General features: G+C 59.8%; 24 protein-coding genes. 8 read left to right on the forward strand and 16 right to left on the reverse strand.

Going from position 1 to position 24,031, the window contains the following annotated elements; genetic code table 11:
- Positions 1-27: 27 nt before the first annotated feature.
- From rlmD to CFE47_RS13630, 4 genes are all read right to left on the reverse strand, one after another.
- On the reverse strand, positions 28-1,380 hold the full coding sequence (rlmD, locus tag CFE47_RS13615) for a 23S rRNA (uracil(1939)-C(5))-methyltransferase RlmD (protein WP_286837715.1): 1,353 nt from the start codon (positions 1,378-1,380) through the stop codon (positions 28-30).
- Positions 1,380-2,282 carry a cysteine synthase CysM gene (gene cysM / locus CFE47_RS13620; RefSeq protein WP_017735422.1) on the reverse strand — a complete coding sequence of 301 codons (903 nt, stop codon included), beginning with the start codon at positions 2,280-2,282 and terminating at the stop codon, positions 1,380-1,382. Before cysM ends, rlmD begins: the two co-directional genes overlap by 1 nt.
- A 103-nt stretch (positions 2,283-2,385) precedes the next feature.
- On the reverse strand, positions 2,386-2,994 hold the full coding sequence (locus CFE47_RS13625) for a tRNA-uridine aminocarboxypropyltransferase (RefSeq protein WP_286837719.1): 609 nt from the start codon (positions 2,992-2,994) through the stop codon (positions 2,386-2,388).
- 5 nt (positions 2,995-2,999) lie between these two features.
- Positions 3,000-3,893, reverse strand: coding sequence for a LysR family transcriptional regulator (locus CFE47_RS13630; protein WP_034108063.1), 894 nt, complete (start codon positions 3,891-3,893; stop codon positions 3,000-3,002).
- A gap of 185 nt (positions 3,894-4,078) precedes the next feature.
- On the opposite strand from CFE47_RS13630, the gene speB reads away from it, so the two are divergent.
- The 4 genes from speB to CFE47_RS13650 are packed head-to-tail and all read left to right on the forward strand — an operon-like array spanning position 4,079 to position 8,402.
- Entirely contained in the window at positions 4,079-5,029 is a 951-nt protein-coding gene (speB, locus tag CFE47_RS13635; protein WP_010563906.1) for an agmatinase, read from the forward strand.
- Positions 5,029-5,451 carry a YybH family protein gene (locus CFE47_RS13640; protein WP_286837723.1) on the forward strand — a complete coding sequence of 141 codons (423 nt, stop codon included), beginning with the start codon at positions 5,029-5,031 and terminating at the stop codon, positions 5,449-5,451. The genes speB and CFE47_RS13640 overlap by 1 nt, the downstream gene beginning before the upstream one ends.
- A gap of 21 nt (positions 5,452-5,472) precedes the next feature.
- Complete coding sequence (locus CFE47_RS13645) at positions 5,473-6,984, forward strand: purine-cytosine permease family protein (RefSeq protein ID WP_286837725.1); 1,512 nt, start codon at positions 5,473-5,475, stop codon at positions 6,982-6,984.
- 35 nt (positions 6,985-7,019) lie between these two features.
- A complete protein-coding gene (locus CFE47_RS13650; protein ID WP_286837727.1) occupies positions 7,020-8,402 on the forward strand; it encodes a sodium:solute symporter family protein in 1,383 nt (460 codons plus the stop codon).
- A gap of 63 nt (positions 8,403-8,465) precedes the next feature.
- Here the strand turns inward: CFE47_RS13650 and CFE47_RS13655 are convergent, their stop codons facing one another.
- The 3 genes from CFE47_RS13655 to ptrR all read right to left on the reverse strand — a co-directional run bounded on the left by CFE47_RS13655 (position 8,466) and on the right by ptrR (position 11,514).
- Entirely contained in the window at positions 8,466-9,992 is a 1,527-nt protein-coding gene (locus CFE47_RS13655; RefSeq protein ID WP_286837729.1) for an NAD(P)-dependent oxidoreductase, read from the reverse strand.
- A gap of 362 nt (positions 9,993-10,354) precedes the next feature.
- A complete protein-coding gene (locus CFE47_RS13660; RefSeq protein ID WP_003193089.1) occupies positions 10,355-10,477 on the reverse strand; it encodes a PA1414 family protein in 123 nt (40 codons plus the stop codon).
- Positions 10,478-10,620: 143 nt separating this feature from the next.
- Positions 10,621-11,514 carry a putrescine utilization regulator PtrR gene (ptrR, locus tag CFE47_RS13665; RefSeq protein WP_286837731.1) on the reverse strand — a complete coding sequence of 298 codons (894 nt, stop codon included), beginning with the start codon at positions 11,512-11,514 and terminating at the stop codon, positions 10,621-10,623.
- 104 nt (positions 11,515-11,618) lie between these two features.
- Between ptrR and CFE47_RS13670 the strand changes: the two genes are divergently transcribed.
- Positions 11,619-12,788 (forward strand): MFS transporter, encoded by a 1,170-nt coding sequence (locus CFE47_RS13670; protein ID WP_286837733.1) that lies wholly within the window; start codon positions 11,619-11,621, stop codon positions 12,786-12,788.
- Here CFE47_RS13670 and CFE47_RS13675 read toward each other — a convergent pair.
- The 3 genes from CFE47_RS13675 to CFE47_RS13685 form a co-directional block, all read right to left on the reverse strand.
- Positions 12,738-14,180 carry an NCS1 family nucleobase:cation symporter-1 gene (locus CFE47_RS13675; protein ID WP_286837735.1) on the reverse strand — a complete coding sequence of 481 codons (1,443 nt, stop codon included), beginning with the start codon at positions 14,178-14,180 and terminating at the stop codon, positions 12,738-12,740. The two genes, CFE47_RS13670 and CFE47_RS13675, sit on opposite strands and share 51 nt — an antisense overlap.
- A 199-nt stretch (positions 14,181-14,379) precedes the next feature.
- Positions 14,380-14,778, reverse strand: coding sequence for a DUF2177 family protein (locus CFE47_RS13680; RefSeq protein WP_286837736.1), 399 nt, complete (start codon positions 14,776-14,778; stop codon positions 14,380-14,382).
- A gap of 52 nt (positions 14,779-14,830) precedes the next feature.
- The gene (locus CFE47_RS13685) at positions 14,831-15,667 is read right to left on the reverse strand and encodes a CvfB family protein (RefSeq protein WP_015885267.1); all 837 of its coding nucleotides are present in this window, start codon (positions 15,665-15,667) and stop codon (positions 14,831-14,833) included.
- 322 nt (positions 15,668-15,989) lie between these two features.
- Between CFE47_RS13685 and CFE47_RS13690 the strand changes: the two genes are divergently transcribed.
- The 3 genes from CFE47_RS13690 (at position 15,990) to CFE47_RS13700 (ending at position 18,031) form a co-directional block, all read left to right on the forward strand.
- Entirely contained in the window at positions 15,990-16,169 is a 180-nt protein-coding gene (locus CFE47_RS13690) for a PFL_1563 family small protein (RefSeq protein ID WP_003193095.1), read from the forward strand.
- 207 nt (positions 16,170-16,376) lie between these two features.
- Positions 16,377-17,099: a TorF family putative porin gene (locus CFE47_RS13695; RefSeq protein WP_185703549.1), complete on the forward strand. Its 723-nt coding sequence runs from the start codon at positions 16,377-16,379 to the stop codon at positions 17,097-17,099.
- Between the two features lie 65 nt (positions 17,100-17,164).
- Entirely contained in the window at positions 17,165-18,031 is an 867-nt protein-coding gene (locus CFE47_RS13700; protein WP_286837739.1) for a DUF6279 family lipoprotein, read from the forward strand.
- Here CFE47_RS13700 and copD read toward each other — a convergent pair.
- The 6 genes from copD to CFE47_RS13730 all read right to left on the reverse strand — a co-directional run bounded on the left by copD (position 18,028) and on the right by CFE47_RS13730 (position 23,860).
- Positions 18,028-18,882: a copper homeostasis membrane protein CopD gene (copD, locus tag CFE47_RS13705; RefSeq protein WP_286837741.1), complete on the reverse strand. Its 855-nt coding sequence runs from the start codon at positions 18,880-18,882 to the stop codon at positions 18,028-18,030. The two genes, CFE47_RS13700 and copD, sit on opposite strands and share 4 nt — an antisense overlap.
- Positions 18,879-19,265 carry a copper homeostasis periplasmic binding protein CopC gene (copC, locus tag CFE47_RS13710; protein ID WP_502695489.1) on the reverse strand — a complete coding sequence of 129 codons (387 nt, stop codon included), beginning with the start codon at positions 19,263-19,265 and terminating at the stop codon, positions 18,879-18,881. The genes copD and copC overlap by 4 nt, the downstream gene beginning before the upstream one ends.
- Positions 19,266-19,315: 50 nt before the next feature.
- The gene (locus CFE47_RS13715) at positions 19,316-20,131 is read right to left on the reverse strand and encodes a copper resistance protein B (protein ID WP_286837743.1); all 816 of its coding nucleotides are present in this window, start codon (positions 20,129-20,131) and stop codon (positions 19,316-19,318) included.
- A 10-nt stretch (positions 20,132-20,141) separates the two neighbouring features.
- Entirely contained in the window at positions 20,142-21,848 is a 1,707-nt protein-coding gene (locus CFE47_RS13720; RefSeq protein WP_286837745.1) for a copper resistance system multicopper oxidase, read from the reverse strand.
- 126 nt (positions 21,849-21,974) lie between these two features.
- On the reverse strand, positions 21,975-22,364 hold the full coding sequence (locus CFE47_RS13725; RefSeq protein WP_185703537.1) for a transcriptional regulator: 390 nt from the start codon (positions 22,362-22,364) through the stop codon (positions 21,975-21,977).
- A gap of 149 nt (positions 22,365-22,513) precedes the next feature.
- A complete protein-coding gene (locus CFE47_RS13730) occupies positions 22,514-23,860 on the reverse strand; it encodes a DEAD/DEAH box helicase (RefSeq protein WP_016979359.1) in 1,347 nt (448 codons plus the stop codon).
- Positions 23,861-24,031: the final 171 nt, after the last annotated feature.

Genomic DNA, 24,031 nt, shown 5'->3' on the forward strand with positions numbered 1-24,031 from the left:
GCAGGCCAGTCGGATTAAACGGGCATCCTAGCCCGCTTCAAATAACGCCATGGCCTCGACATGCGCTGTTTGCGGAAACATGTCGAGGATCCCGGCACGTTTTAGCCGGTAGCCTTGCTTGACCAACTCAACCGTGTCCCGCGCCAGCGTGGCCGGGTTGCAGGACACATACACCAAGCGCTTGGCCTTGAGGGTCGCAAGCTTGCGCACGACCTCCAGGGCACCATCGCGGGGTGGGTCCAAGAGTACCGCAGAAAAGCCCTGTTTGGCCCATTCTGCGTCGGTCAAAGGCTGGGACAAATCGGCCTGAAAAAACTGCGCATTATGCAAATTGTTGCTGACGGCATTGAGGGCCGCCCGGTCCACCATGGTCTGCACACCCTCCACCGCCACCACTTCGCGCACTTGCTTGGCGAGTGGCAGGGCAAAATTGCCCAGGCCACAAAACAGATCCAGCACCCGCTCATCGGGCTGTGGCGCCAGCCACTCCAGGGCCTGGGCAACCATCGCTTCGTTGACTCCCGCATTTACCTGCACGAAGTCACCCGGTCGGTACGCCAACTCCAGGTCCCACTGTTCCAACCGAAACCCCAACGCCGAATCGGCCTCGACCGGCTCCGGCTGGCCCTCGCCATGCAGCCACAATTGGGCTTCATGGAAGGCGCAAAATTCTTTCAACACCTGCAGGTCTGCATCGGACAAAGGCGACATATGTCGCAACAACACCGCGATGGACGTGCCACTGAACAACTCCACATGCCCCAAGGCCTGCGGCTTGCTCAGACGACGCAACATGTTAGGCAGACGCTGCATGATCGGTTGCAAGGCCTGTACCAGCACCGGGCAATCGTCGATGGCGACGATGTCCTGGCTGGCCACGGCACGGAAACCCACTTCGAGTTTCTTCGCCTTGGCATCCCAGCGCACGGCCACGCGGGCGCGGCGGCGATAGCCGAACTCCGGGCCACTCAAAGGCGCCGCCCATTCTTGCGGTTCGACACCCGCCACCCGCGACAATTGCTCGGCGAGCATGCGCTGTTTCAGGGCAAGTTGTTCGGCATGGGGCAAGTGTTGCACGCTGCACCCGCCGCAGCGGCCAACATGGGCACACGGCGCCGGGCGGCGCAATTCACTGGCTTTGAACACACGCTCGGTACGGGCCTCGACGATCTTGCCGTGGGCGCCCAGTACCCGCGCTTCGACTTCTTCACCGGCCAGCGCGCCGTTGACGAACCACGTGCGACCTTCAAAGAACACGATGCCCCGGCCGTCATTGGCCAGGCGTTCAATGGTCAAGCGCTGCTTCTTGCCCACAGGAATCTGTGGGGCCCGGCTGCCGCCCGTCGGTTGGAAGCGCAGGCCTCTCTCGTGCTTGGCCATCAGTTGGGTTCGTCGAAGATGCCGGTCGACAAGTAACGGTCGCCTCGGTCACAGATGATCGCGACGATCACCGCGTTTTCCACCTCTTTGGACAGGCGCAACATGCCCGCCACTGCCCCGCCGGACGAGACGCCGCAAAAAATGCCTTCTTCACGGGCCAGCCGGCGAGTGGTGTCTTCGGCTTCACGCTGGGCCATGTCGATGATGCGGTCCACGCGGGTCGCGTTGTAGATCTTGGGCAGATACTCTTCGGGCCAACGGCGGATACCGGGGATGGCCGCACCTTCCATCGGTTGCAGGCCAACGATCTGGATCGCCGGGTTCTGCTCCTTCAGGTAGCGCGAATTGCCCATGATGGTACCGGTGGTGCCCATGGAGCTGACGAAATGGGTGATGGTACCGCCAGTCTGGCGCCAGATTTCCGGGCCGGTGGTGGTGTAGTGCGCCTCAGGGTTGTCACCGTTGGCGAACTGGTCCAGCACCTGACCACGGCCTTCGGCGGCCATGCGCTCGGCGAGGTCGCGGGCGCCTTCCATGCCTTCTTCCTGGGTCACCAGCACCAACTCGGCGCCATAGGCGGTCATTGCCGCCTTGCGCTCGGCGCTGCCGTTGTCGGGCATGATCAGCACCATCTTGTAACCCTTGATCGCGGCGGCCATGGCCAAGGCGATCCCGGTGTTGCCGGAGGTGGCTTCGATCAGGGTGTCGCCAGGCTTGATCTGCCCGCGCAACTCGGCGCGGGTGATCATCGACAACGCCGGGCGGTCTTTTACCGAACCAGCCGGGTTGTTCCCTTCGAGCTTGAGCAACAGGGTATTGCTGGTTTCACCCGCCATGCGTTGCAAGCGGACCAGGGGTGTGTTGCCGACGCAATCGGCGATTGTAGGGTACTGCAAGGTCATGGCGTATTCGCAATCCAGACTGCGGGGCGCACATCATACCGGGAAAGGCCGGCGCGCCATATCACGCAAAGTGCGGTGCTTATGACCTAAAAGAATAAGCCGATCATGTGTCGAGGGACCGATCGCCATGGTTTCTCTGAAATACCTCATCACCCATCGCTGCAATCTGACCGTCGATCAAGGCCTCAAAAGGTTTGAGCAACGCTTCAAATGACGTCGGCGCTTCCAACGCCTGCAACGCCTGCACAATGGCTTCAACCGTCGACAACGCCCCAGGCCCCGGTGCCTTGCGCAGCCGGTAACGGGATACGCCGCCCTCGGCCAGGGTTACTCGTGGCAACGCGGCCAGCAACGGATTGAGGTGCAGCATCTTGCGCGCCTTGCGCCAGGTGCCATCGGGAACCACCAGCAGCAGCGGCGCATCGGACGATGCGTAGGCCCGCAACGGCTGGGCATCATCGGCGGGGAACAATAGCCGCGCCTGGTAACCGGGCACATTCAACAAACTCGGCAGGTCCTCAAACACCTCGCCCACCACCAATTGCGCATTGTTCAAACCCAACGCCGCCAACCGAGCAGTATTCAACGCATGGCCAACCTCGCTTGGGTGCTGCAGCAGCAACACGCGTGTGCGGCTGTCGAGGCTGGGGATCAGCGCGCACAGGCAATGGGTAACAGGCCGCAGGCAGCGGGAGCATTGGGGTCTGGACATGTTTATCAGGCCTGGTTGAGCTGGGTTTTGAGCAAGTCACGGAAGGTCTGGATCAACGGTTCACGGCTACGGCCCCGGCGCATGATCATCGAGAACGGCGCCTGATAGCCAAAGGTGGCTGGCAGCAGTACGCGCAGGTCGCCCTTGTCGGCCCAGGCCTGGGCGTAGTGTTCGGGCAGGTAGCCGATGTAGGCGCCGGAGAGCACCAAGATCAGTTGCGCCTCCATACTCTCCACCGTCGCGGCGCTGTGCTTGAAGCCGTGCCGCGCCAGTTCAGCTTGGCTCCAATAGCCACGACCGACCATGCGTTGCTGCGTGATCACTTGTTCGGGAATACGCCGCTCATTGAATAAAGGATGGCGGGTACTGCAATACAACCAGTGCTGTTCGCGGTACAGCGGCATGTAGATCAACCCGCTCATGCGGTTGGAGAAGGCGCCGATGGCCAGGTCCAGGCGGTTGTCCTGTACGCCGAGTTGCAGTTCATACGGGCTCATCACCGACAAATGCAAATGCACCGCCGGGTGTTCCAGGCTGTAGGCGCCGATCACTTCGGCGAACGGCAAGGCTTTGTCGCTGACGGTGGAGTCGAGCACGCCGAGCTTTAGCGTGCCGCGCAATTCGCCTTTCAACGCTGCCGCGTATTGCTCGAAGCCTTCCAGTTCGCCCAGCAGCCGTAAGGTTTCCTGATGGAACAACTCGCCCTTGCTGGTGAGGCTGAACCCACCCCGACCGCGATGGCACAGCACCAGGCCCAGCGCCGACTCCAACTGGCTCATATACGTGCTGATGGCCGACGTCGACAGGTTGAGCTCGTGCTGGGCATTGGCAAACCCCTGGTGCCGCACGACGCTGACGAAGATGCGCAGGAGTTTCAGGTCGGGCAAGGCGTTGGCCATCGGTTCTCCAGATATACACAAAAACCTGTGGGAGCGGGCTTGCTCGCTCCCACATTTGAACCGAGTTTACCTCAGGCATTAGTTTAGAAAAATCTGAACTAAGTATTTGCCCCTGCCGATTCTTTCGTTTCCATGTATTTCGCAGAATCGGCCCCTAATAAACAAAACAACGATGAGGCACTCCCGTGGACAAGATTTTTCACCAACCACTGGGCGGCAACGAAATGCCGCGCTTTGCCGGCATCGCCACCATGATGCGTCTTCCCCACCTGCAATCGGCCAAGGGCCTGGACGCCGCCTTTATCGGCGTGCCCCTGGACATCGGCACCTCGCTGCGCGCCGGCACCCGTTTCGGGCCGCGTGAAATCCGCGCTGAATCGGTGATGATCCGCCCCTACAACATGGCCACCGGCGCCGCACCGTTTGACTCGCTATCGGTAGCCGATATCGGCGACGTAGCGATCAACACCTTCAACCTGCTCGACGCCGTGCGCATCATCGAAGAAGCCTACGACGAGATCCTTGAGCACGATGTGATCCCGATGACCCTGGGCGGCGACCACACCATCACCCTGCCGATCCTGCGCGCTATCCATAAGAAACACGGCAAGGTCGGGTTGGTGCACATCGATGCCCACGCCGACGTCAACGACCATATGTTCGGCGAGAAAATCGCCCACGGCACCACCTTCCGCCGCGCCGTGGAAGAAGGCCTGCTGGACTGCGACCGCGTGGTACAGATTGGCCTGCGTGCCCAGGGCTACACCGCCGAAGACTTCAACTGGAGCCGCAAGCAGGGTTTCCGCGTGGTCCAGGCCGAAGAATGCTGGCACCACTCCCTCGCGCCGCTGATGGCCGAAGTGCGTGAAAAAGTCGGCGGCGGCCCGGTGTACCTGAGCTTTGATATCGACGGCATCGACCCCGCCTGGGCACCCGGCACCGGCACCCCGGAAATCGGCGGGCTGACCACCATCCAGGCCATCGAGATCATCCGTGGCTGCCAGGGCCTCGACCTGATTGGTTGTGACCTGGTAGAAGTTTCGCCGCCCTACGACACCACCGGCAACACCTCGTTGCTGGGCGCCAACTTGCTGTACGAGATGCTCTGCGTGTTGCCTGGCGTGGCGCACCGCTGATGAGCGCGCAAGCCGTTATGCAAGCCGCCGCCGACCTGGTGGCGGCCTTCGCTCGTAATGATCGCGCCGCCTATTTTGGCGCGTTCAGCAGCGACGCCAGCTTTGTGTTCTACACCCTCCCCCAGCCGCTACTCAGTCGCGATGCCTACCAGGCGTTGTGGGACAGCTGGCGTCGGGACGAGGGGTTCGAAGTGCTCTCGTGCACCTCGAGCAACGCCTTTGTCAGCCTGCAAGGCGACGTGGCGATTTTTATTCATGACGTGGCCACCGAGCTGCGCATGAACGGGGAGCAATTTTTTAGCCAGGAGCGCGAGACCATTGTCTTCAAACGACAAGGATCTCGCACAGAACAAAAAGAAGGCCTGTGGCTGGCCTGTCACGAACATTTGTCCGCTATGCCGGAAGGGCTGCCGCCCCCTTAGCCAATGTGATCGGAGCTGATCATGAATAATAAAAACAACGATAAAAGTATTCGAAAAATAGAAACCAACGGGGTCGAACAGATCCCGGACCACGAACGTACCGCCGGCCCCAAGGATCTGTTCCGACTGATCTTCGGCGGCGCCAATACCTTTGCCACCGCCGTGCTGGGCTCCTTCCCCGTACTGTTCGGCTTGTCGTTCCAGGCCGGTGTCTGGGCGATTGTGCTGGGCGTATTGGTGGGCGCGCTGATCCTGGCGCCCATGGGCCTGTTCGGGCCGATCAATGGCACCAACAACGCCGTGTCTTCCGGTGCGCACTTCGGCGTGCACGGGCGGATTGTCGGCTCATTCCTGTCGCTGCTGACGGCGATTGCCTTCTTCTCACTGTCGGTGTGGAGTTCAGGCGACGCGCTGGTGGGCGGTGCGAAACGGCTGATCGGCCTGCCGGAAACCGACCTGACCCTGGGCCTGGCCTATGGCGTATTCGCGATTCTGGTGCTGACCGTGTGCATCTACGGCTTTCGCTTCATGCTGTGGGTCAACCGTATTGCGGTGTGGGCAGCGAGCTTGCTGTTTTTGCTGGGCATCTTCGCCTTCGCACCGGCCTTTGACAGTCACTTTGCCGGCACGGTTGCCATGGGCCAGACCGGCTTCTGGGCTGCGTTCATCGGTGCGGCGTTGGTGGCCATGAGCAACCCGATTTCCTTCGGCGCGTTCCTGGGTGACTGGTCACGCTACATCCCGCGTGAGACGTCGAAAATGCGCATCATGCTGGCGGTAGTCGCTGCACAGATCGCCACCCTGATCCCGTTTCTGTTCGGCCTGGCCACCGCGACCATCGTGGCGATCAAGGCACCGGACTACATCGCGGCCAACAATTATGTCGGCGGTTTGCTGGCCGTGGCGCCGAGCTGGTTTTTCCTGCCGGTGTGCCTGATTGCTGTGATCGGCGGCATGTCCACCGGAACGACTTCGCTGTATGGCACGGGGCTGGACATGTCCAGCGTGTTCCCGCGCTTGCTGTCGCGGGTCAAGGCCACGCTGCTGATTGGGGTGATGTCGATTGCCTTCATCTTTATCGGACGTTTCGCTGCCAACCTAGTGCAGAGCGTGTCGACTTTCGCCGTGCTGATCATCACCTGTACCACGCCGTGGATGGTGATGATGATCATTGGGCTGATCGTGCGTCGCGGCTTCTACTGCCCGGATGACCTGCAGGTATTCACCCGTGGTGAAACCGGCGGCCGCTACTGGTTCAGCCATGGCTGGAACTGGCGCGGGCTCGGGGCGTGGATTCCGAGCGCATTGGTGGGCCTGTGCTTCGTCAACTTGCCGGGCCAGTTCGTTGGGCCGCTGGGCAATTTGGCCGATGGCATCGATATCAGCTTGCCAGTGACGCTGGGGCTGGCGTCGGTGGTGTACCTGACGTTGCTTCGCGTGTTCCCGGAACCAGCCGCTGTCTATGGCCCTACCGACCCTCGCAGCAAGCGCACGGATGCGCGCGTTAAACCGGCGCTGCAACCAGCCGCCTGATCGCCCATAAAAAAGATAACCGGAGAATCGCCGTCATGGCTTTGGATTTATTCGTCGTACTCATCTACGCCGCCGGCATGCTCGTGCTCGGCTATTACGGCATGCGCCGCGCCAAGACCCACGAGGACTACCTGGTAGCCGGTCGCAACCTGGGCCCGTCGCTGTACATGGGCACCATGGCTGCCACGGTATTGGGCGGTGCTTCTACCGTCGGCACCGTACGCCTGGGCTACGTGCATGGCATTTCCGGCTTCTGGCTGTGTGCCGCACTGGGCATGGGCATCATCGCGCTGAACCTGTTCCTGGCCAAGCCGCTGCTGAAGCTGAAGATTTTCACCGTCACCCAAGTGCTGGAAAAACGCTACAACCCCATGGCCCGCCAAGCGAGTGCGGTGATCATGCTGGCCTACGCGCTGATGATCGGCGTGACCTCGATCCTGGCCATCGGCACCGTGCTGCAAGTGCTGTTCGGCCTGCCGTTCTGGATCTCCGTGCTGCTGGGCGGTGGCGTGGTGGTGGTGTACTCGACCATCGGTGGCATGTGGTCGCTGACCCTCACCGACATCGTGCAGTTCGTGATCAAGACCGTCGGCCTGATGTTTATCCTGCTGCCGATCTGCCTGTACCGCGTTGGCGGCTGGGATGAGTTGGTGGCCAAGCTGCCAGCGTCGAATTTCAGCTTCACCGCGATTGGCTGGGACACGATCATCACCTACTTCATGATCTACTTCTTCGGCATCCTGATCGGCCAGGACATCTGGCAACGGGTGTTCACCGCCCGTGACGAAAAGGTCGCCAAGTACGCCGGCACCTTCGCGGGTTTCTACTGCATCCTCTACGGCCTGGCCTGTGCACTGATCGGCATGGCGGCGCATGTGCTGATCCCGGACCTGGACAACGTCAACAACGCGTTTGCCGCCATCGTTAAAGTCTCGCTGCCGGACGGCATCCGTGGCTTGGTGATTGCTGCAGCACTGGCCGCAATGATGTCCACCGCCAGTGCCGGCTTGCTGGCTGCGTCCACCGTATTGACCGAAGACCTGCTGCCGCGTTTGCGTCGCGGTAGACAGTCGAGCCTGGCGATCAACCGCTTGTTCACAATGCTGACGGGCATTGCCGTGCTGGGTATTGCACTGGTGGTGAATGATGTGATCAGTGCGTTGACCCTGGCGTACAACCTGTTGGTGGGCGGCATGCTGATTCCGCTGATGGGTGCGATTTTCTGGAAACGCGCAACCACGTCCGGGGCGATTGCGTCCATGACCCTAGGCTTTGTGACCGCGCTGGTGTTCATGTTCAAGGATGGGTTGGATTCGAACACGCCGATCTACTACAGCCTGGCGATTGGGTTGGTGAGTTTTGTTGTAGTGAGTTTGCTGTCGCCCAAGCCGGAGGCAGCGGTGGCTCGGGCGGTTTGATGCATAACAGGATGTAGAGCGGTTTCTTCAGCGGGCGCGACGTCGGATGTCGCGCCCGTTTTTTTATGATTCAACTGACAACCTTCGGTTTGCCTGGATGATTTCCTGGACTAGAGACGCCCCTACCAAACTCTGTGATATGCCCCCGGCCGCAATTCGATAGTAGGCAGCGCAATAAATTATCGAAACCTCCTCCTCTCCCCCCATCGTACTGACGACGACATGCTCTCTGCTCAATTCGGCAATTTCGCCCAAACTCAGATGCTTAGGCTGAAACTGAACCCCAGAGCGCCGCAAAAGGGCCTCTATCTCACCCTCTAAAGGGACGAACTCGATATCGTAGGCTGCCTCTTTAAATAAGGGAGCCAGCGATGGATTGTCCGCAAGGAGCTTTTCAAACAATTCGACACCTGCGCGATGACACTCAACCGCCAAATACGGTCTTGCAGGAAACCGATGACTGGCACCATCGCGATCCTGATTGCCTTCGTAGATCGTCACCTGATAATTCGCCAACCGGAGCATCACCGCTTGGAGCAGACCGTTGATACCCCTGCCGATGATCGACACCTGCGGCGCACCGGTTTCTAAGGGCTGCGAGGGAATCGCCAAGGATTGCGCAAGTTGGCGCCGGACAATGCCGCTCAGGGCCGTCAAGCTCAGTTGGACTGAGACCGCGTAATCAAGGTCAACATTGCAGGCTTCATTAGTGGCCGCGTGCGTCGTCAGGGTTGCAGGGTTGCGCCAGGTGTCAACCCTACAACCGAGCGCTTGTGTGCGCATCCGGAACGCATCCAATGTTGCAGGCCCGTAGTCCACTACAAGCTGGACGCCTTCAGCCACCGCCAACGTCTGCAAAGCATCATCACTAAAGACATCCGGTTTGGCGACGCAGACCAAGCGAGCGTGACTGTGCATGCACTGAATGAGGCCTCGATCAATACGATGTGCAGACTCATCATTCAGAGACAAGCAGATGGCGACAGCAGAAGCCCCCTCCAGCGCCTCTAACCAATCCACGACAAACGACACTCGACTCTTGCAAAAGACTTTCTCGGTTCTATCGGACGCTCGCCCCTGCCGAACCAACACCTTGATCCGAACGTCCGGATCTTGATCCAGCAGTAACTTGACCAGCTCTTTGCCTACATTGCCGAACCCCACTACACAGATCTCATGCGGGGCAGTGAGATCTCCCAGTGTCAGCCAATGCGCGATATAAGCAGCCACATGCGGCGCGTTGATCCCAGGTGTATTGACCACTTGAATGCCGTTGAACTTGCAAAGATCCACCCGCACCTTATCCAAGCTTGTACCCCTGCGGGCCAGGCAAAGATCTCCAAAGGGGTGAGATGCACGCCATTGATCAATGATGTCGGCATCGATGGTTTGGTCGGCAACAATGATCGTGGATGGGCGCAGAAGTCCGATCTGTATCAGCAAAGCGTGCTTGGTTATTGTCGGGCGCAGAAACACTACGTTGCTGGGTGCGTCAGCCTTCCAGCGTTTCGACACAGGTGCGATCTGTAAAATATTGTCGGTTGTAGCGATGAGTGACGCAGCGACGGGCGGAACGGAAGAGAGTGTCATGGCGATATCTCCGCAAACTTACTGATACCCCGATGAGAGGCACTCAATAAAGTGGGGGTAAACGATACAAATCATTACCCGGCGGAACTCAACCTACGCGCGTCTTTAAAATCTAATAAGTCAGCCGATTCTGATAGGCAGGTAGCCCAATTCCGACACTGGAATGCCAAAGCCTGGTGATTGGGCGAGTGAAGGGGACGTTGGCGTTGTGGGCTGTCGCGGCTGTTTTTTGCCTGACGTAGAACCCAATGTGGGAGCGGGCTTGCTCGCGAAGGCGGCGTGTCAGTCAACCTTTCATCGACTGTCACACCGCATTCGCGAGCAAGCTCGCTCCCACAGTTTTAATTCGGCTTAGACTCGTATTACCTACGACGCGGACGGCGCTGCTCGTCGTCAGTGCGGATCGGCACCGGCTGCAGTGGCGGCTCGATCAAGCCCAATGCAACACCGAGGTCGTGGAGCCAGTTTTGAATTTTCTCTTTCATGGTTTGCCCCCTTTGAGGGTAATGCTGGCGGGCGCAAATTCTGTCGCCCCTTCCTACAGTGATAGTAGCCCTAAGTCCTACGTAATGCTTGAACGAAACCACAACGAACTATTACTGAATTGATCTGAATCCTGACGGATCGTTCAAGCAATGGCGCGTGTGTCTTGCAACACCTCAGCCCTATCCACTTGCTGCAGGTCAATCCACGCATTGAGGTTAGCGCCGAGCATACCCTTTCGCCACATCAGCCAGGTGGTGGCAGTGGCAAATGGCCCTGTCAGCGGATGAACGGACACACTGTCCTTGCCCGGCAAGCTGTCGAGCATGGATTCAGACATGAGCGCCACCCCGGAACCGGCAATCACACAGGCCAGCATGCCCTGATAGGACTCGATCTCAATCGCCCGCCCCATAGCCACGTGCTCGTGGGAAAACCACGTCTCTAGCCGTGTGCGATAGGCGCAGCTGCGTCGGAACGTGAACACCGAGCGCCCCGCGACATCTTGCGGCCCACGCACGGGCGGGTGATCGGCTTCGCAGATCAATACCAGGCGTTCTTCACACAACGGCACACCGTCGAGTGTGGCGATCGTGATGGGGCCGTCCACAAAAGCAGCGTCCAGGCGACCGGTGATCAAGCCTTCAAGCAACTCACCGCTGGGCGCCGATTGCACCTGAAGGTTCACCATCGGATACGCCTTGTGATAGCGCGCCAGCAGCTTGGGCAAATGAACCGCCGCCGTGCTGTACATACTGCCCAGTACAAAATCGCCAGCCGGTTGCCCGCCCTGCACCGCGCCGTGGGCTTCGTCATGCAAGGCCAGCAGGCGCGTGCTGTAGTCCAGCAACACTTTGCCCGCAGGAGAAAGCTGCAAGCGCTGGCGTTCACGCACGAACAGCTCGACGCCGAGTTGCTCCTCCATCTGCTTGAGTCGCGTCGACAGGTTCGACGGCACGCGATGCAGGCGCTCGGCCGCGCGCGTAATGGAGCCCTCTTCTGCCACGGCCTGGAAAATGCGCAATTGACTGAACTCCATACCTTTCTCCAAAACTGAACAAGTTACTCACTATTATTCAATTTTACAGAAAGTCAATCGGCTTTAGCCTGAAGATCAATCGCTGACCTGCAGGAAACCCGAACATGTCACCCCTGATCCGCTTACTCGCCAGCTTTGTCGCCTTGATGATGGCGATGGGCATTGGCCGTTTCGCCCTCACCCCGCAAATGCCGCACTTGCTTAGCGAAGGCCAGATCGACCTGACGGGCGCCGGCCTGATCGCAGCGGCCAATTACCTGGGCTACTTCGTAGGTGCGGTGGATTCGATCTTTGCACGCAGCCATCACCACGTTCGCGGACGTCTTTATGGCGGGCTGTGGTTATGCGTACTGCTGACCCTGGTGTCGTACTGGGCGCATGGGTTCTGGCCGCATCTGCTGTTGCGCTTTGGTACGGGTGTCGCCAGTGCATGGGCGTTGGTGATGATCACCAGCCTGAGCCAGCCGCTGGCGATTGCTGCGGGTCGTCTGCGCCTTGGGGCGCTGGTATTTGCCGGGCCGGGCCTGGGGATTTTATTGACGGGGTTGCTGGCGCTGGGTTCGAACTTGCTGGGACAAGACTCTGCAACGTTGTGGTTAGTGTATGGCTCGGTGGCGCTGGTGATGCTGCTGGCGATCCTGCCGTTCCTGCCGCAACCCACCTTCACAGCCGCCCCCGACACCAGCGCCGGCAGCAATGAGAGCATTGCGCACCTGGGCTGGATCTACTTCCTCTACGGCTTGGGCTACATCATCCCGGCGACGTTTTTGTCGCAGATGGCCAGCGCGCAGTTCAAGGGGGCCTGGCAGGCCGATCTGTTCTGGCCGTGCTTTGGCTTGGCAGCGGCAATGGGCGTGGTGGTCGCGAGCTTGCGCCGCAAGGACCCACACACCACCCGCCGTTGGTTGATGACCACGTTGTGGTTGCAAGCTTTCGGCGTATTCGCCTGCCTGCTGGGCAATGGCTGGGGCCTGGCATTGGGTGTGTTGCTGTGTGGCGCACCGTTCCTGGCGTGCATGCAACTGGTGATGGCCCGCCTGCGGGACATCGCCCCCCACGGCTACCAACGCAGCACCGGCCTGCTCACGGCCAGCTTTGCCATCGGTCAATTGTGCGGGCCTTTGCTGGCATCGGTCAGCAGCCACCTGAGTGGTGGCCTGCAACCGGCGCTGGTCGTCGCCGGTTGCGGCTTGCTTGTGGCGGGGGCGGTGTTATTGCGGCATTCAGCCAGCCACCAACGGAACGGGCGTGCGCACCTGTTCCCGTCGCGCTAATACCAGGAAAAACAACCCACCCAGAAAGCATCCGGTGAACCAGGCGAAGTTGGCCATGCCCTGCAACGCCGGAGTGAAGGTGATGGCGACACCCACTAGCGTCGCCGGCACCAGCGCCTTGACCGCCGTCCAGTTCACACCACCGTCGAAGTAATAGCGCCCGCTCGGGCTGTCATCGAACAGCGCATCCACGTCGATCTTCTGCTTTTTGATCAGGTAGAAGTCCACCAACAGGATGCCGAACAACGGCCCGATAAAGGCGGCGAGGATGTCCAGGGTGTAGTGGATCATCAGCGGGTTGTTGAACAGGTTCCAGGGAGTGATAAAGATCGAGGCCACGGCGGCGATCATCCCACCCGCACGCCAGCTGATCTTGCTTGGCGCAACGTTGGCGAAATCGAACGCCGGGGATACGAAGTTGGCGACGATGTTGATGCCGATAGTGGCGGTCACAAAGGCAAAGGCACCGAGCAATACGGCCATGCTGTTATCGATGCGCGAGACAGTGGCAATCGGGTCGTGGAGCATTTCGCCAAACACCGGCAAGGTGCCCGAGACAATCACTACCGTCACCAGCGAGAACGCCAGGAAATTCACCGGCAGCCCCCAGAAGTTGCCGCGTCGTACGTCGTGCATGCTACGGCAGTAACGGCTGAAGTCGCCAAAGTTAAGGGTCGGCCCGGAAAAGTACGACACCACCAATGCGGTTGCGACGATCACCTGGCCAAAAGCCTGCCAGCCCGACAGGGATTTTTCCGCCAGGGTAAAGCTGATGTTCGCCCAGCCGGCCTTCCACACAATCCAACCGGCCAAGGCAAACATCACCGCATACACCACCGGCCCGGCCCAATCGATAAAACGACGGATGGACTCCATGCCGGCCCAGAACACCGCCGCCTGCAGCACCCACAGACTGAGGAAACCAAACCAGCCGAGGTAGGACAGGCCCGCAAAATGCGGCTCGGCGTATACCGCCATCTGTGGGAAAAACCGCAGCACCACGATGATCAAGGCACTCGACGCCAAGTACGTCTGAATCCCATACCACGCTACAGCGATCAGGCCGCGGATCACTGCGGGAATATTCGCGCCGAACACGCCGAAGGCCAACCGACAGATCACCGGATACGGTACAGCAGCTTGCTGGCTCGGCTTGGCCACCAGATTGGCGATCAACTGCACGATACAGATACCCGCGAGCAAGGCGATCAGCACCTGCCAACTGGCCAGGCCAAGCGCGAACAAACTGGCGGCGAACACATAGCCGCCGACGCTGTGCACGTCGCTCATCCAGAAGGCAAAGATGTTGTACCAGGTCCACTTTTGCGGCAGTGGGCCCAAGTCCTGGTTATACAGGCGCGGGCTATAGCCTTTGGGCAATTGTTCGGTCATCGCTGGGCTCCTCGTAATACCCGCCTGCGCTGCCGTTGCGGGTGTGCATACGGAAGGCGGCGCGGTTTGTATACGAAGCAGTCAGCAGAATGCGTGCCAATGGCACACAATCCTTCTAATACGGCGTTCCAAAGGATGTGAACAAGGTTTAGAAGCGGGGGCATCGCTCAGCAACGGTGCACAAAAATCCTGTACACAATCACTCCCGCACCCGATGTGCACACAAATACCCAACTGTGCAGCACATTGCCGTCAGGACGGTGCCCCACGCCATGTCCATCACCGCCAACCCGGCGGACCAGCCTTGCAGGGTTGCCCAATTGCTCAAGTCATAGGTGCCATAGGCAACCAACCCCAGCAAGGCGCCCAAGCGGGCAGCGCGCCGCCAACTTGCACTGGGCAGGACAACAAACACCACGCAACCGAGGACATAGAGAAGGTAGAAGAGTGCTGCGGGCAACAGGCGTGGCTGATCAAGCATCAGCGGGCCCAGCAGGGATTTGTAGGTGGGCCCCATCACGACGCCGAGCCAGAGGCCGTCGAGCACAAGGAAGGCGAACAGGGTGCCGAGGTAGGCGAAGATAGCTTTTCTGGACATTGAGACAGCCTCTGCAGGAGCCGATTGGCTCCTACAGAAGAGCAAACCGCTCTCAGCTTAGTTCAATGCGATCCGCATGAATTACAATCTGGCCCTGCTTGTAGAGGGCACCGATGGCCTTCTTGAAGTTGCCCTTGCTTACGCCGAACAAGTTGCTGATCACCGCCGGATCGCTCTTGTCGCTGACCGGCAAGGTGCCGTTGTTCTCACGCAACTTGGCGAGGATCTTCGAGTTCAGACTGGAGGCCGCTTCCTGGCCGACCGGTTGCAAGCTCAGGCTGATGTTGCCATCGGCACGGATCTCTTTGATAAAGCCTTTCTCTTCCTTGCCAGGGCGCAAGAACTTGAACACTTCGTTCTTGTGGATCAGGCCCCAATGCTTGTTGTTGATGATCGCCTTGAAGCCCATGTCCGTGGCTTCGGCAACCAGCAGGTCAACTTCCTGGCCGACCTGATAGTTGGCCGGGGTCTTGTCCAGGTAGCGGTCCAGGCGTGCGGTCGCGGTGATGCGCTTGGTGTGCTTGTCGAGGTAGACGTGCACCACGCAGTACTCGCCGGCCGTCATCTGGCGTTTTTCTTCCGAATACGGCAACAACAGATCTTTTGGCAAACCCCAATCGAGGAATACGCCAATGCTGTTGACTTCCACGACTTTCAAACTGGCAAACTCGCCTACTTGAACTTTCGGCTTTTCAGTCGTGGCGATAAGTTTGTCATCGCTGTCCAGATAAATGAAAACGTTAAGCCAATCTTCATCTTCACTGGGAATATCTTTGGGGATATACCGATTAGGCAAGAGGATTTCACCGTCTTGCGCACCGTCCAGGTACAAACCAAAGTTAGTGTGTTTAACCACTTGCAAGCTGTTGTAGCGCCCGACTAAAGCCATTTCCAATACCCTCGTTACGTGGGCGGCATTCTACCCGAGTTGCGCCCGCCACGCGCGCGCGCCTGAAAAATCGCGGGCTTGCGTGGCGTTCCAGTGGCACCGCCCCGCTCGTCCGATCAATCGGCTGAATTTTTATGCCTCCCTCGGCGCCGGTACGCCCTTGGATTCGAGTTAAAACAGTAAGTTAGCGGCTTATTTCAAAGATGAACTTTGGTTATTTTCACGCACCGCCTTTATTTCAGGGGGATATTTGCCAAGCAATTGTCAAGTATTTCCTGTACGATGCCTGGCCAAGTTAATTTTCTACAGGTTAGTGGCCGCCATGCGCGTAAAAGCATCCAACAGCAAAGCAAAGCCAGCTCCCGCCGTTGAAACCAGCGAATCGATCAACAGCCAGATTGCTGCTTTCCTCAAGTCCGGCGGCGAAATCCAGCAAATTGCCAAGGGCGTAAGCGGCCAGACTTTCGGCCCGTCCAAGCAGATCAGCCTGGGTAAAAAGTAACACCGCGCAGCACACCTGGTCCCTAAGCGTCTTGCCATCAAGGCGCTAGGACTAGAGCCCGAAACACCCTCGCAACTCTTTTCATTAGCCAGCCAATCGACGAACGGGCCTCACCGCCTTGCATTCGCCGGTATGCTTGCACACGTCTAGAACGGGCATCTGCCCGATTTCCTCCGTTACTGCTCCTCGCTTTTCATGGAGTGAAGCATGTTCAAAGCCTGCATCTTCCTGGTCACTGCCTTAGCAGCCAGCCCCCTTGCCGAAGCGCAGATCTTCCAGCGCGAATTGGGCGACTTCGACCTGAAATTGGGCACCACGCCCAGCCGCAGCATGGCCCAGGGGTTGGTTAAGCCAACATCTCCCGGCAGTGACTCATTCCACGGTGGCCTCGACCTGAGCCACGACAGCGGCCTGTATTTCGGTCAATTCTCACCCAATATGGGCCTCTCCTCCGCCAGCACCCTCGAAGTCGATTCCTACATGGGCTTTAAACACCCTTTCGACCAGACCCTGGGCTACGAAGTAGGCCTGATCCACTACAGCTACCCCAAGCTCAGCCCTCTGGACAGCCAGGAGTTCTACGGCGGCCTGAACCTGTTGGGCAATCGCTTCGGCGCCTCTTTCAGCAACGATCCGGACCGCCAAGACAGCACCCTGTTCGCCGACCTCGGTGGCACCCAGCCCTTCGGCATCGGTGTGAGCATGAAATACACCACTCATCAGTTGGGCACCCCGGTTTCGGTGGATGGCGGCTCCATTCGCACGTTCAGCGACTGGTCGGTGCAATTCTCCCGGCAGTGGATGGGCGTTGACCTCAACCTGATCTACAGCGACTCCAGCCTCAGCGGCGGCGATTGCTCGGCCTATTCCGGACACAATTCGCAATGCGATGGTCTGTTGACCTTGAAGGCTGCACGGTCGTTTTATTGATGGGCTGAACTGTCGCGCACCGCGTGGGTTCACATGTGACAACCCACTCTGCGAAGGACCCGCCCATGCTGCGTCGGCTCAAACTACTGGTGGTATTGCTGACCCTGAGCCTGGTGCTCGGCGGCTGCAATCGGGTGGGCCTGGCCTACCGCAACCTTGATGTGATCATCCCCTGGACCCTCAATGACTACCTGGGCATGCACGCCGAGCAGAAGAACTGGTTCAACGACAAACTCAAGGAACACCTGGCCTGGCACTGCACGACGCAATTGCCCGGCTATCTGGATTGGCTCGACCGCCTGCAAAAGATGGCCGATGACAACCAAGTCACCGACGCCGCCCTACAGGCCCGTACCACCGAGGCCAAACAGGCCATCGACGAGATCGCCCGCGAAATAACACCGTCCGCCATCGAATTGCTTCAAGGCCTGGACGATCAACAGGTCAAGGAAATGAACGACGCTCTGGCCAAGGACCTGCGCAAGCGTCAAGACGAATACCTCAAACCGCCTCTGGCCCAGCAGATCAAGGAACGCGCCGAGCGCATGAACAAACGCCTGGACGCCTGGATCGGCCCGCTCAGCACCAGCCAGCAGAACCGCGTGACCGCTTGGTCCATCGCGTTGGGCGAACAGAACCAGGAATGGATCGGCAACCGCGCCCGTTGGCAGGCACAATTCATCGACGCCGTGCAGCAACGCCACAGCGCCGATTTCCCACAGAAAATCCAGCAACTGCTGGTAGACCGCGAGAGTTTGTGGCCTGCGCAGTACCGCGCAGCCTATGCACAGACAGAGGCGGCGGCCCGCAGCCTGATTGTCGACGTGATGGCCGAAAGCACCTTGCAGCAACGACAGAAGCTCACTCAGAAAATCGACAAGGTGCGCAGCGATTTCCAGGCGCTTAAATGCTTGAAGAGTGCACAGGCCTAATTCGGCGCCAAGGTTCCCAACCAAGCCACCAACACCAGGATCAGCACCACCGCCGCACATTCCAAGCCTATGCTGCGGCGCAGTGTCTTATGCGCCGCCGTCACGTCGCCAGCAGCCAAGGAGCGCTGCAACAACGGCGTCAGGTGCCAGCGATTGAGCGCAGCCAACCCCAGCATCAGGCCAAACAATCCCAGCTTGAGGCACAACAGGATCGCGTAAGTCCCCCGCGTGATGCCCTCCAGGTTCGGCCCTACCACAAACAGATAATTCACCACGCCCGTGATGATCAGCACCCCCACGAATACCGCGCCCATACGCTCAAAGCCCGCCAAGGCACGCGCAAGCACCGGCACCGCCTGCGAAGACGCGCACATCAGTAACAACCCGAACGCCGCCAACGCCCCGACCCAACCCGCCGCCGCCAGCAAGTGCACACCGTCGCTGAACATATGCCACGTCCCAAGTACGCCCTCATGCATCACGCCATGCCCCGTCCAGGCCAACGTCACCAAAGCGACGCCGCCGCACAGGGTGGCCAAACGGGTGTTGAACGCAACCAGAACCAGCGCCGCAATACGTAGCCACCAGGTCCAGCCCAGCTCGGTCTGCCAGAGCATCACCTGCAGGTGCGTGCGCAGTGTTTGCCAATCTTCGGCGCCGCTCATGGCCTGGGTCATGGACAGCAGCGACACCATCGAAAGCAGCACGCCCAAGCACGCCAACATCCTTAGCGGCGATTTCAGAAGCAACAGCCTGCTGTCGGCGTACCAGCCAAATAGCCCCAGACCAAACACCAGCATCAAGTCCAGATAAAGCGCAAAACGCAATAAAACCGGGACCAGTTCACTCATGGCTGAACGCTGAACACCACATTGCCCAGGATCGGGTGGGTGTCGGAAGACACCGCACGCCAGTCCACACGGTAGGTTCCCGTCGTTAACGTAGAGGCCGGTTTGATCAGCATCACCTTGGGATCGCTGCTGGCCGCAACACTGGCTTTAACCGGCATCGGCGAGTTCGGCATGCCGGGCATATCGGTCATGATCAGCTTGGCGCCGGAAAACTGCGTCAGCAGGTTTTCCGAGAAACGCAGCTCAATCACTGCCGGGGCCGCTCCCTGGGCACCGGCCACCGGGGTCGAAGACAGCAGCTTCGGATGGGCTGAAGCCGCCAGGCTGGTGATTGATCCAACGCACAGCACAACGCCCGCCAGGGCGGTTTTAAACATCGACATGCAAGGCTCCACGCCGCTCATGGCGGCGAGTTATAGGAAGAGTACAAATATCAGAACCACAGGCGCACACCGACCACCCAGCGCACCTGGCTCGTGTCTTCGCCCTCATCACGGGCGTATTGCGCGGTCTGGCCGTAGCTGCGATTCCAGGTGACGCCTACGTAGGGAGCGAATTCGCGGCGCACTTCGTAACGCAACCGCAGGCCCAGCTCACTGTCCGAGAGGCCCGAGCCAATGTCGCGCTGCGGGTCGTTGCGCCCATAAAAATTGAATTCGGCCGTAGGCTGCAGGATCAACCGATTGGTCAGCAGGATGTCGTAGTCGCCTTCCAACCGAGCAGCGGTACGCCCCGCCTCACCGACGAACAGCGTGGCTTCCACTTCAAGGTTGTACAGCGCCATGCCTTGGGCGCCAAACGCCGCCCAGGTCTGGCCATCACCCGGTTTGAAGTCCTGGCGCACACCGCCCACCCAGTCCCACCACGGGCTGATGGCATGGCCCCACAGAGCCTGGACTTCGGCGTTTTCGGTGCGACCGGCACTGCGCTCGCCTTCGCTGCGCAGCCACAGGCGGTCGATATCGCCACCGACCCAACCCTTGATATCCCAGTTCAGCGCGCCATCACCGCCGCCGCCTTGCCATTCCAACTGGTTGATCAGCAGCAGCGAGTTGATCGCACTGTCGTGAACGATATGGCCGCCGGGCGCGTTGTAGACCGCAGCGCGATCGGCATCCATCAGCACGGGGATCGGGGTACGGCTCTCGGTGAGTGCCGGCGTGGCCGGGCTCATGCCCTGGAACTCGTCGGCCTGCGCCAGCGGAACGAACACCAGCGCGATCAACGCGGGTAAAACATGACGGCTCATGCTCGCGTCCTCATTCATGCACACGCACCTCACGGAACATGCCCATTTCCATGTGGTACAGCAGGTGGCAGTGATAGGCCCAGCGGCCCAACGCGTCGGCGGTCACCCGGTAACTGCGCCGGGAGCCCGGTGGCATGTCGATCGTGTGTTTGCGCACCTGGAACTGACCGTTTTCGTCTTCCAGGTCGCTCCACAGGCCGTGCAGGTGGATGGGGTGACTCATCATGGTGTCGTTGACCAGCACCAGACGGACCCGCTCGCCGTAGGTCAGGAGCAAGGGCTCGGCATCGGAAAACTTCACGCCATTGAACGACCAGGCGAACTTCTCCATATGCCCGGTGAGGTGCAACTCGATGGTGCGGCCAGGGTCACGGCCGTCGGGATCTTCAAAGGTACTGCGCAGGTCGGCGTACGTCAGGACACGCCGCCCGTTGTTGCGCAGGCCGATGCCAGGGTCGTCGAGCTTGGGCACTGGACTCATGGCCTGCATATCCACCAGCGGGTTGTGTTGCTCGCTGGCCGGATGCGCCTGCATCGCCATGGCACTGTGGTCCATGCCGGCCATATCCGGCATATCCGCCATGGCGCCATGGTCCATACCGCCCATGCCCATATCGTCCATGCTGATCCAGGGACGCGGATCCAGCCCAGGCACCGACGCCGTCGCTCCGGCTTGCCGGGTGAGTGTGCCGCGAGCGTAGCCACTGCGATCCATCGACTGAGCAAACAGCGTGTAGGCCGCAGCCGACGGCTCGACCAGCACATCAAAGGTCTCTGCCACGGCGATGCGGAACTCATCGACGCTCACTGGTTGCACCGGCTGGCCATCGGCGGCAATCACGGTCATCTTCAGGCCCGGAATGCGCACGTCGAAATAGCTCATCGCCGAGCCGTTGATAAACCGTAGGCGAAGGGTTTCACCGGCTTGGAACACGCCCGTCCAATTGCGCTCCGGCGGCTGGCCGTTGAGCAGGTAGGTGTAGGTTTCACCGCTGACGTCGGCCAGATCCGTGGGGTTCATCTTCATTTGCGCCCACATCAGGCGGTCGGCAACCGTGGCCGACCACCCCTCTTTGCCCACATCCCTCGCAAAATCGCTCACGGTGGGCTTGTGCAGGTTGTAGTAGTCGGACTGTTTCTTGAGGGTTTTCATCAGCGCGACGGGGTCTTCGTCGGTCCAGTCCGACAGCATCACCACGTAGTCGCGCTGATAGGTAAATGGCTCAGGCTCCCTAGGGTCGATCACCAGCGGACCATATACGCCCTGCTGCTCCTGGAACCCAGAGTGGCTGTGGTACCAGTAGGTGCCGTGCTGCTTGACCGTGAATTGGTAGACAAACTCGCCACCCGGCTCGATACCCTTGAAGCTCAAACCGGGCACGCCGTCCATGTTCGACGGCAGGAGAATGCCGTGCCAGTGAATCGACGTTGGCTCAGCCAGGCGATTCTTCACGCGCAGGGTCACGGTGTCGCCTTCGCGCCAGCGCAGCAGCGGGCCGGGCAGTCTGCCATTGACGGTCTGTGCGGTACGCGGGCGGCCGGTCAGGTTGACTGGGGTCTGGTCGATAAACAGGTCAAATTCGGTACCTGCCAATACCGTGGGTTGCCCGGCACTGGTCAAGGCCCAGACCGGGCTGCGCCAGAGCCCGAGCCCGCCCAGCAAGCCGCTGGCGGCCAAGCCTTTGACAAAGGTTCGTCGGGTGGTTTTGGAGTGCATGCCGATTCAATTCCATGAGTTGAATGGCAGCAGGGTAGTCAGGGGCGGCTGTCAGCCAGCTTAGCGGCAGATTACTGATCTGACAGTTTCGCCCGGCACCGCAACGGGTGCCGGGGCGCGTGGGTATCAGGCGATCTGGGCCTTGGAGGCCACCTCGGCAAAGGTCGCCGGGTCCAGCGCATCGGCTTGCTCATCCAGCACCTGGCGCGGGTGGTCATTGCCCGGGATCGAACTGTCGATCAGCGCCAATAACTGCGCGCCGAGCGGGGTCAGAATAAAGTTCTCGCCGTTACCGCCCTGCTCTTCGGGCCGCGACTCGATAAACCCGCGCTTGAACAACAGCGCTTCATAATCCGCCGCGGTCTTTTTCAGCGCATCCAGGTTCCCGGTGGACTCTCCCGCCGTAGCCTTTTCAGCCGCTTCCTGCTCGGCATACTTACGCGGAGCGAAGCTGCCCTCACCGTTCTGCACTTCATGCAGCAGACGTTCGATCAGATCCCAATTGTAAGTCGTCATCCTGATTCCTCCTGCGGGCTGATGGAAAAGTGGCCCGTTAAGCGGTGGACCGGTTGCCGTTCGCGCCGTTCAGTCCATCTGACGAAGCTACAAACCTACGCCCATAAAAAAACCGGACAATCGTCCGGTTTTTTCACATCCGCCCAGCCTTACTCGGCAGCTGGCGCTTCTGGCTTGCGGCGCTTGAGCGGGGCCATGCCGTCCTTGCTGACGAGCGACAGGTTGTCGGTCTTCGGACGGTTGGCGATCTTGCGCTTGGTTGGCGACTTGGCGCCGGTTTTTTTCTTGTCGCCCTTGGCGTCGGTCTTTTTCTTCTTCACACCCACGGCCTTGCCCGAAGCCTTGACCTTCTTCGGCCCGGTGTAGGTGCCTTTGACTTCCTTGATGGTGCGGCGCTCGAACGACTGCTTGAGGTAGCGCTCGATGCTCGACATCAGGTTCCAGTCGCCGTGGCAGATCAGCGAGATCGCCAGGCCGTCGTTGCCGGCACGCCCGGTACGGCCAATACGGTGCACGTATTCGTCGCCGCTGCGGGGCATGTCGAAGTTGATCACCAGGTCCAGGCCGTCCACGTCCAGGCCGCGAGCGGCGACGTCGGTGGCCACCAGGATCTTCACGCCGCCTGCCTTGAGGCGGTCGATGGCCAGCTTGCGGTCCTTCTGGTCTTTTTCGCCGTGCAGCACGAACGCCTTGTATTCCTGGGCCACGAGACGACCGTAGATGCGGTCGGCAGCGGCGCGGGTGTTGGTGAACACGATGGCCTTCTGATAGGTCTCGTTGGCCAGCAGCCAGTTGAGGATCTGCTCTTTGTGCACATTGTGGTCGGCGGTGACGATCTGCTGACGCGTGGTGGCGTTCAGGTCGCTGACGTTGTTGACCTGCAGGTGCTCAGGGTTGTTCAGAACCTTGGCAACCATGTCACGCAGGGTCGAACCGCCAGTAGTCGCCGAGAACAGCATGGTCTGCTGACGGTTGACGCATTCACCCACCAGGCGCTGTACGTCGTCGGCAAAGCCCATGTCGAGCATACGGTCGGCTTCGTCAAGCACCAGCACTTCGACTTCCTTGAGGTCGAGGTTGCCGGCGTTGAGTTGCTCGATCATGCGGCCCGGGGTGCCGATCAAGATATCCGGAACCTTGCGCAGCATGGCGGCCTGGACCTTGAAGTCTTCGCCGCCGGTGATGATGCCGGACTTGATGAAGGTGAACTGCGAGAAGCGCTCGACTTCCTTCAGGGTCTGTTGGGCCAGCTCGCGGGTCGGCAGCAGGATCAGGGTCTTGATGCTGACGCGAACCTTGGCCGGGCCGATCAGGCGGTTCAGAACCGGCAGGACGAATGCGGCAGTTTTGCCGCTACCGGTTTGAGCCGTCACCCGCAGGTCACGCCCTTCGAGCGCGAGCGGGATGGCCGCTGCTTGCACAGGCGTAGGCTCGACAAATTTAAGCTCGGCCACGGCTTTGAGCAGGCGTTCGTGCAGGGCGAATTGGGAAAACACGGGTGCTACCTCGAAGAAATACAAAATATCAGCGGCATAGGTTACCGGTTTCGGGCGTCCAAACCGAGTTTCTTTACGCGAACGGTGCTAATCAGCTGCTTTTTTGTCAGGGCATTTGTCTGTAAGGACAACTTTGTTGCACTTAAATGCTCTAATCGCCCCGTCTTGTCC

The sequence above is a fragment of the Pseudomonas sp. PGPPP1 genome (genome assembly GCF_002255865.1).
Taxonomy (GTDB): domain Bacteria; phylum Pseudomonadota; class Gammaproteobacteria; order Pseudomonadales; family Pseudomonadaceae; genus Aquipseudomonas; species Aquipseudomonas cremoris.

Bases quoted from the DNA above. Each gene is read 5' to 3' on its own strand.
- rlmD (WP_286837715.1), bottom strand. From the start codon at position 1,380: ATGGCCAAGCACGAGAGAGGCCTGCGCTTCCAACCGACGGGCGGCAGC.
- cysM (WP_017735422.1), bottom strand. From the start codon at position 2,282: ATGACCTTGCAGTACCCTACAATCGCCGATTGCGTCGGCAACACACCC.
- CFE47_RS13625 (WP_286837719.1), bottom strand. From the start codon at position 2,994: ATGTCCAGACCCCAATGCTCCCGCTGCCTGCGGCCTGTTACCCATTGC.
- CFE47_RS13630 (WP_034108063.1), bottom strand. From the start codon at position 3,893: ATGGCCAACGCCTTGCCCGACCTGAAACTCCTGCGCATCTTCGTCAGC.
- CFE47_RS13640 (WP_286837723.1), top strand. From the start codon at position 5,029: ATGAGCGCGCAAGCCGTTATGCAAGCCGCCGCCGACCTGGTGGCGGCC.
- CFE47_RS13645 (WP_286837725.1), top strand. From the start codon at position 5,473: ATGAATAATAAAAACAACGATAAAAGTATTCGAAAAATAGAAACCAAC.
- CFE47_RS13650 (WP_286837727.1), top strand. From the start codon at position 7,020: ATGGCTTTGGATTTATTCGTCGTACTCATCTACGCCGCCGGCATGCTC.
- CFE47_RS13655 (WP_286837729.1), bottom strand. From the start codon at position 9,992: ATGACACTCTCTTCCGTTCCGCCCGTCGCTGCGTCACTCATCGCTACA.
- CFE47_RS13660 (WP_003193089.1), bottom strand. From the start codon at position 10,477: ATGAAAGAGAAAATTCAAAACTGGCTCCACGACCTCGGTGTTGCATTG.
- ptrR (WP_286837731.1), bottom strand. From the start codon at position 11,514: ATGGAGTTCAGTCAATTGCGCATTTTCCAGGCCGTGGCAGAAGAGGGC.
- CFE47_RS13670 (WP_286837733.1), top strand. From the start codon at position 11,619: ATGTCACCCCTGATCCGCTTACTCGCCAGCTTTGTCGCCTTGATGATG.
- CFE47_RS13675 (WP_286837735.1), bottom strand. From the start codon at position 14,180: ATGACCGAACAATTGCCCAAAGGCTATAGCCCGCGCCTGTATAACCAG.
- CFE47_RS13680 (WP_286837736.1), bottom strand. From the start codon at position 14,778: ATGTCCAGAAAAGCTATCTTCGCCTACCTCGGCACCCTGTTCGCCTTC.
- CFE47_RS13685 (WP_015885267.1), bottom strand. From the start codon at position 15,667: ATGGCTTTAGTCGGGCGCTACAACAGCTTGCAAGTGGTTAAACACACT.
- CFE47_RS13690 (WP_003193095.1), top strand. From the start codon at position 15,990: ATGCGCGTAAAAGCATCCAACAGCAAAGCAAAGCCAGCTCCCGCCGTT.
- CFE47_RS13695 (WP_185703549.1), top strand. From the start codon at position 16,377: ATGTTCAAAGCCTGCATCTTCCTGGTCACTGCCTTAGCAGCCAGCCCC.
- CFE47_RS13700 (WP_286837739.1), top strand. From the start codon at position 17,165: ATGCTGCGTCGGCTCAAACTACTGGTGGTATTGCTGACCCTGAGCCTG.
- copD (WP_286837741.1), bottom strand. From the start codon at position 18,882: ATGAGTGAACTGGTCCCGGTTTTATTGCGTTTTGCGCTTTATCTGGAC.
- copC (WP_502695489.1), bottom strand. From the start codon at position 19,265: ATGTCGATGTTTAAAACCGCCCTGGCGGGCGTTGTGCTGTGCGTTGGA.
- CFE47_RS13715 (WP_286837743.1), bottom strand. From the start codon at position 20,131: ATGAGCCGTCATGTTTTACCCGCGTTGATCGCGCTGGTGTTCGTTCCG.
- CFE47_RS13720 (WP_286837745.1), bottom strand. From the start codon at position 21,848: ATGCACTCCAAAACCACCCGACGAACCTTTGTCAAAGGCTTGGCCGCC.
- CFE47_RS13725 (WP_185703537.1), bottom strand. From the start codon at position 22,364: ATGACGACTTACAATTGGGATCTGATCGAACGTCTGCTGCATGAAGTG.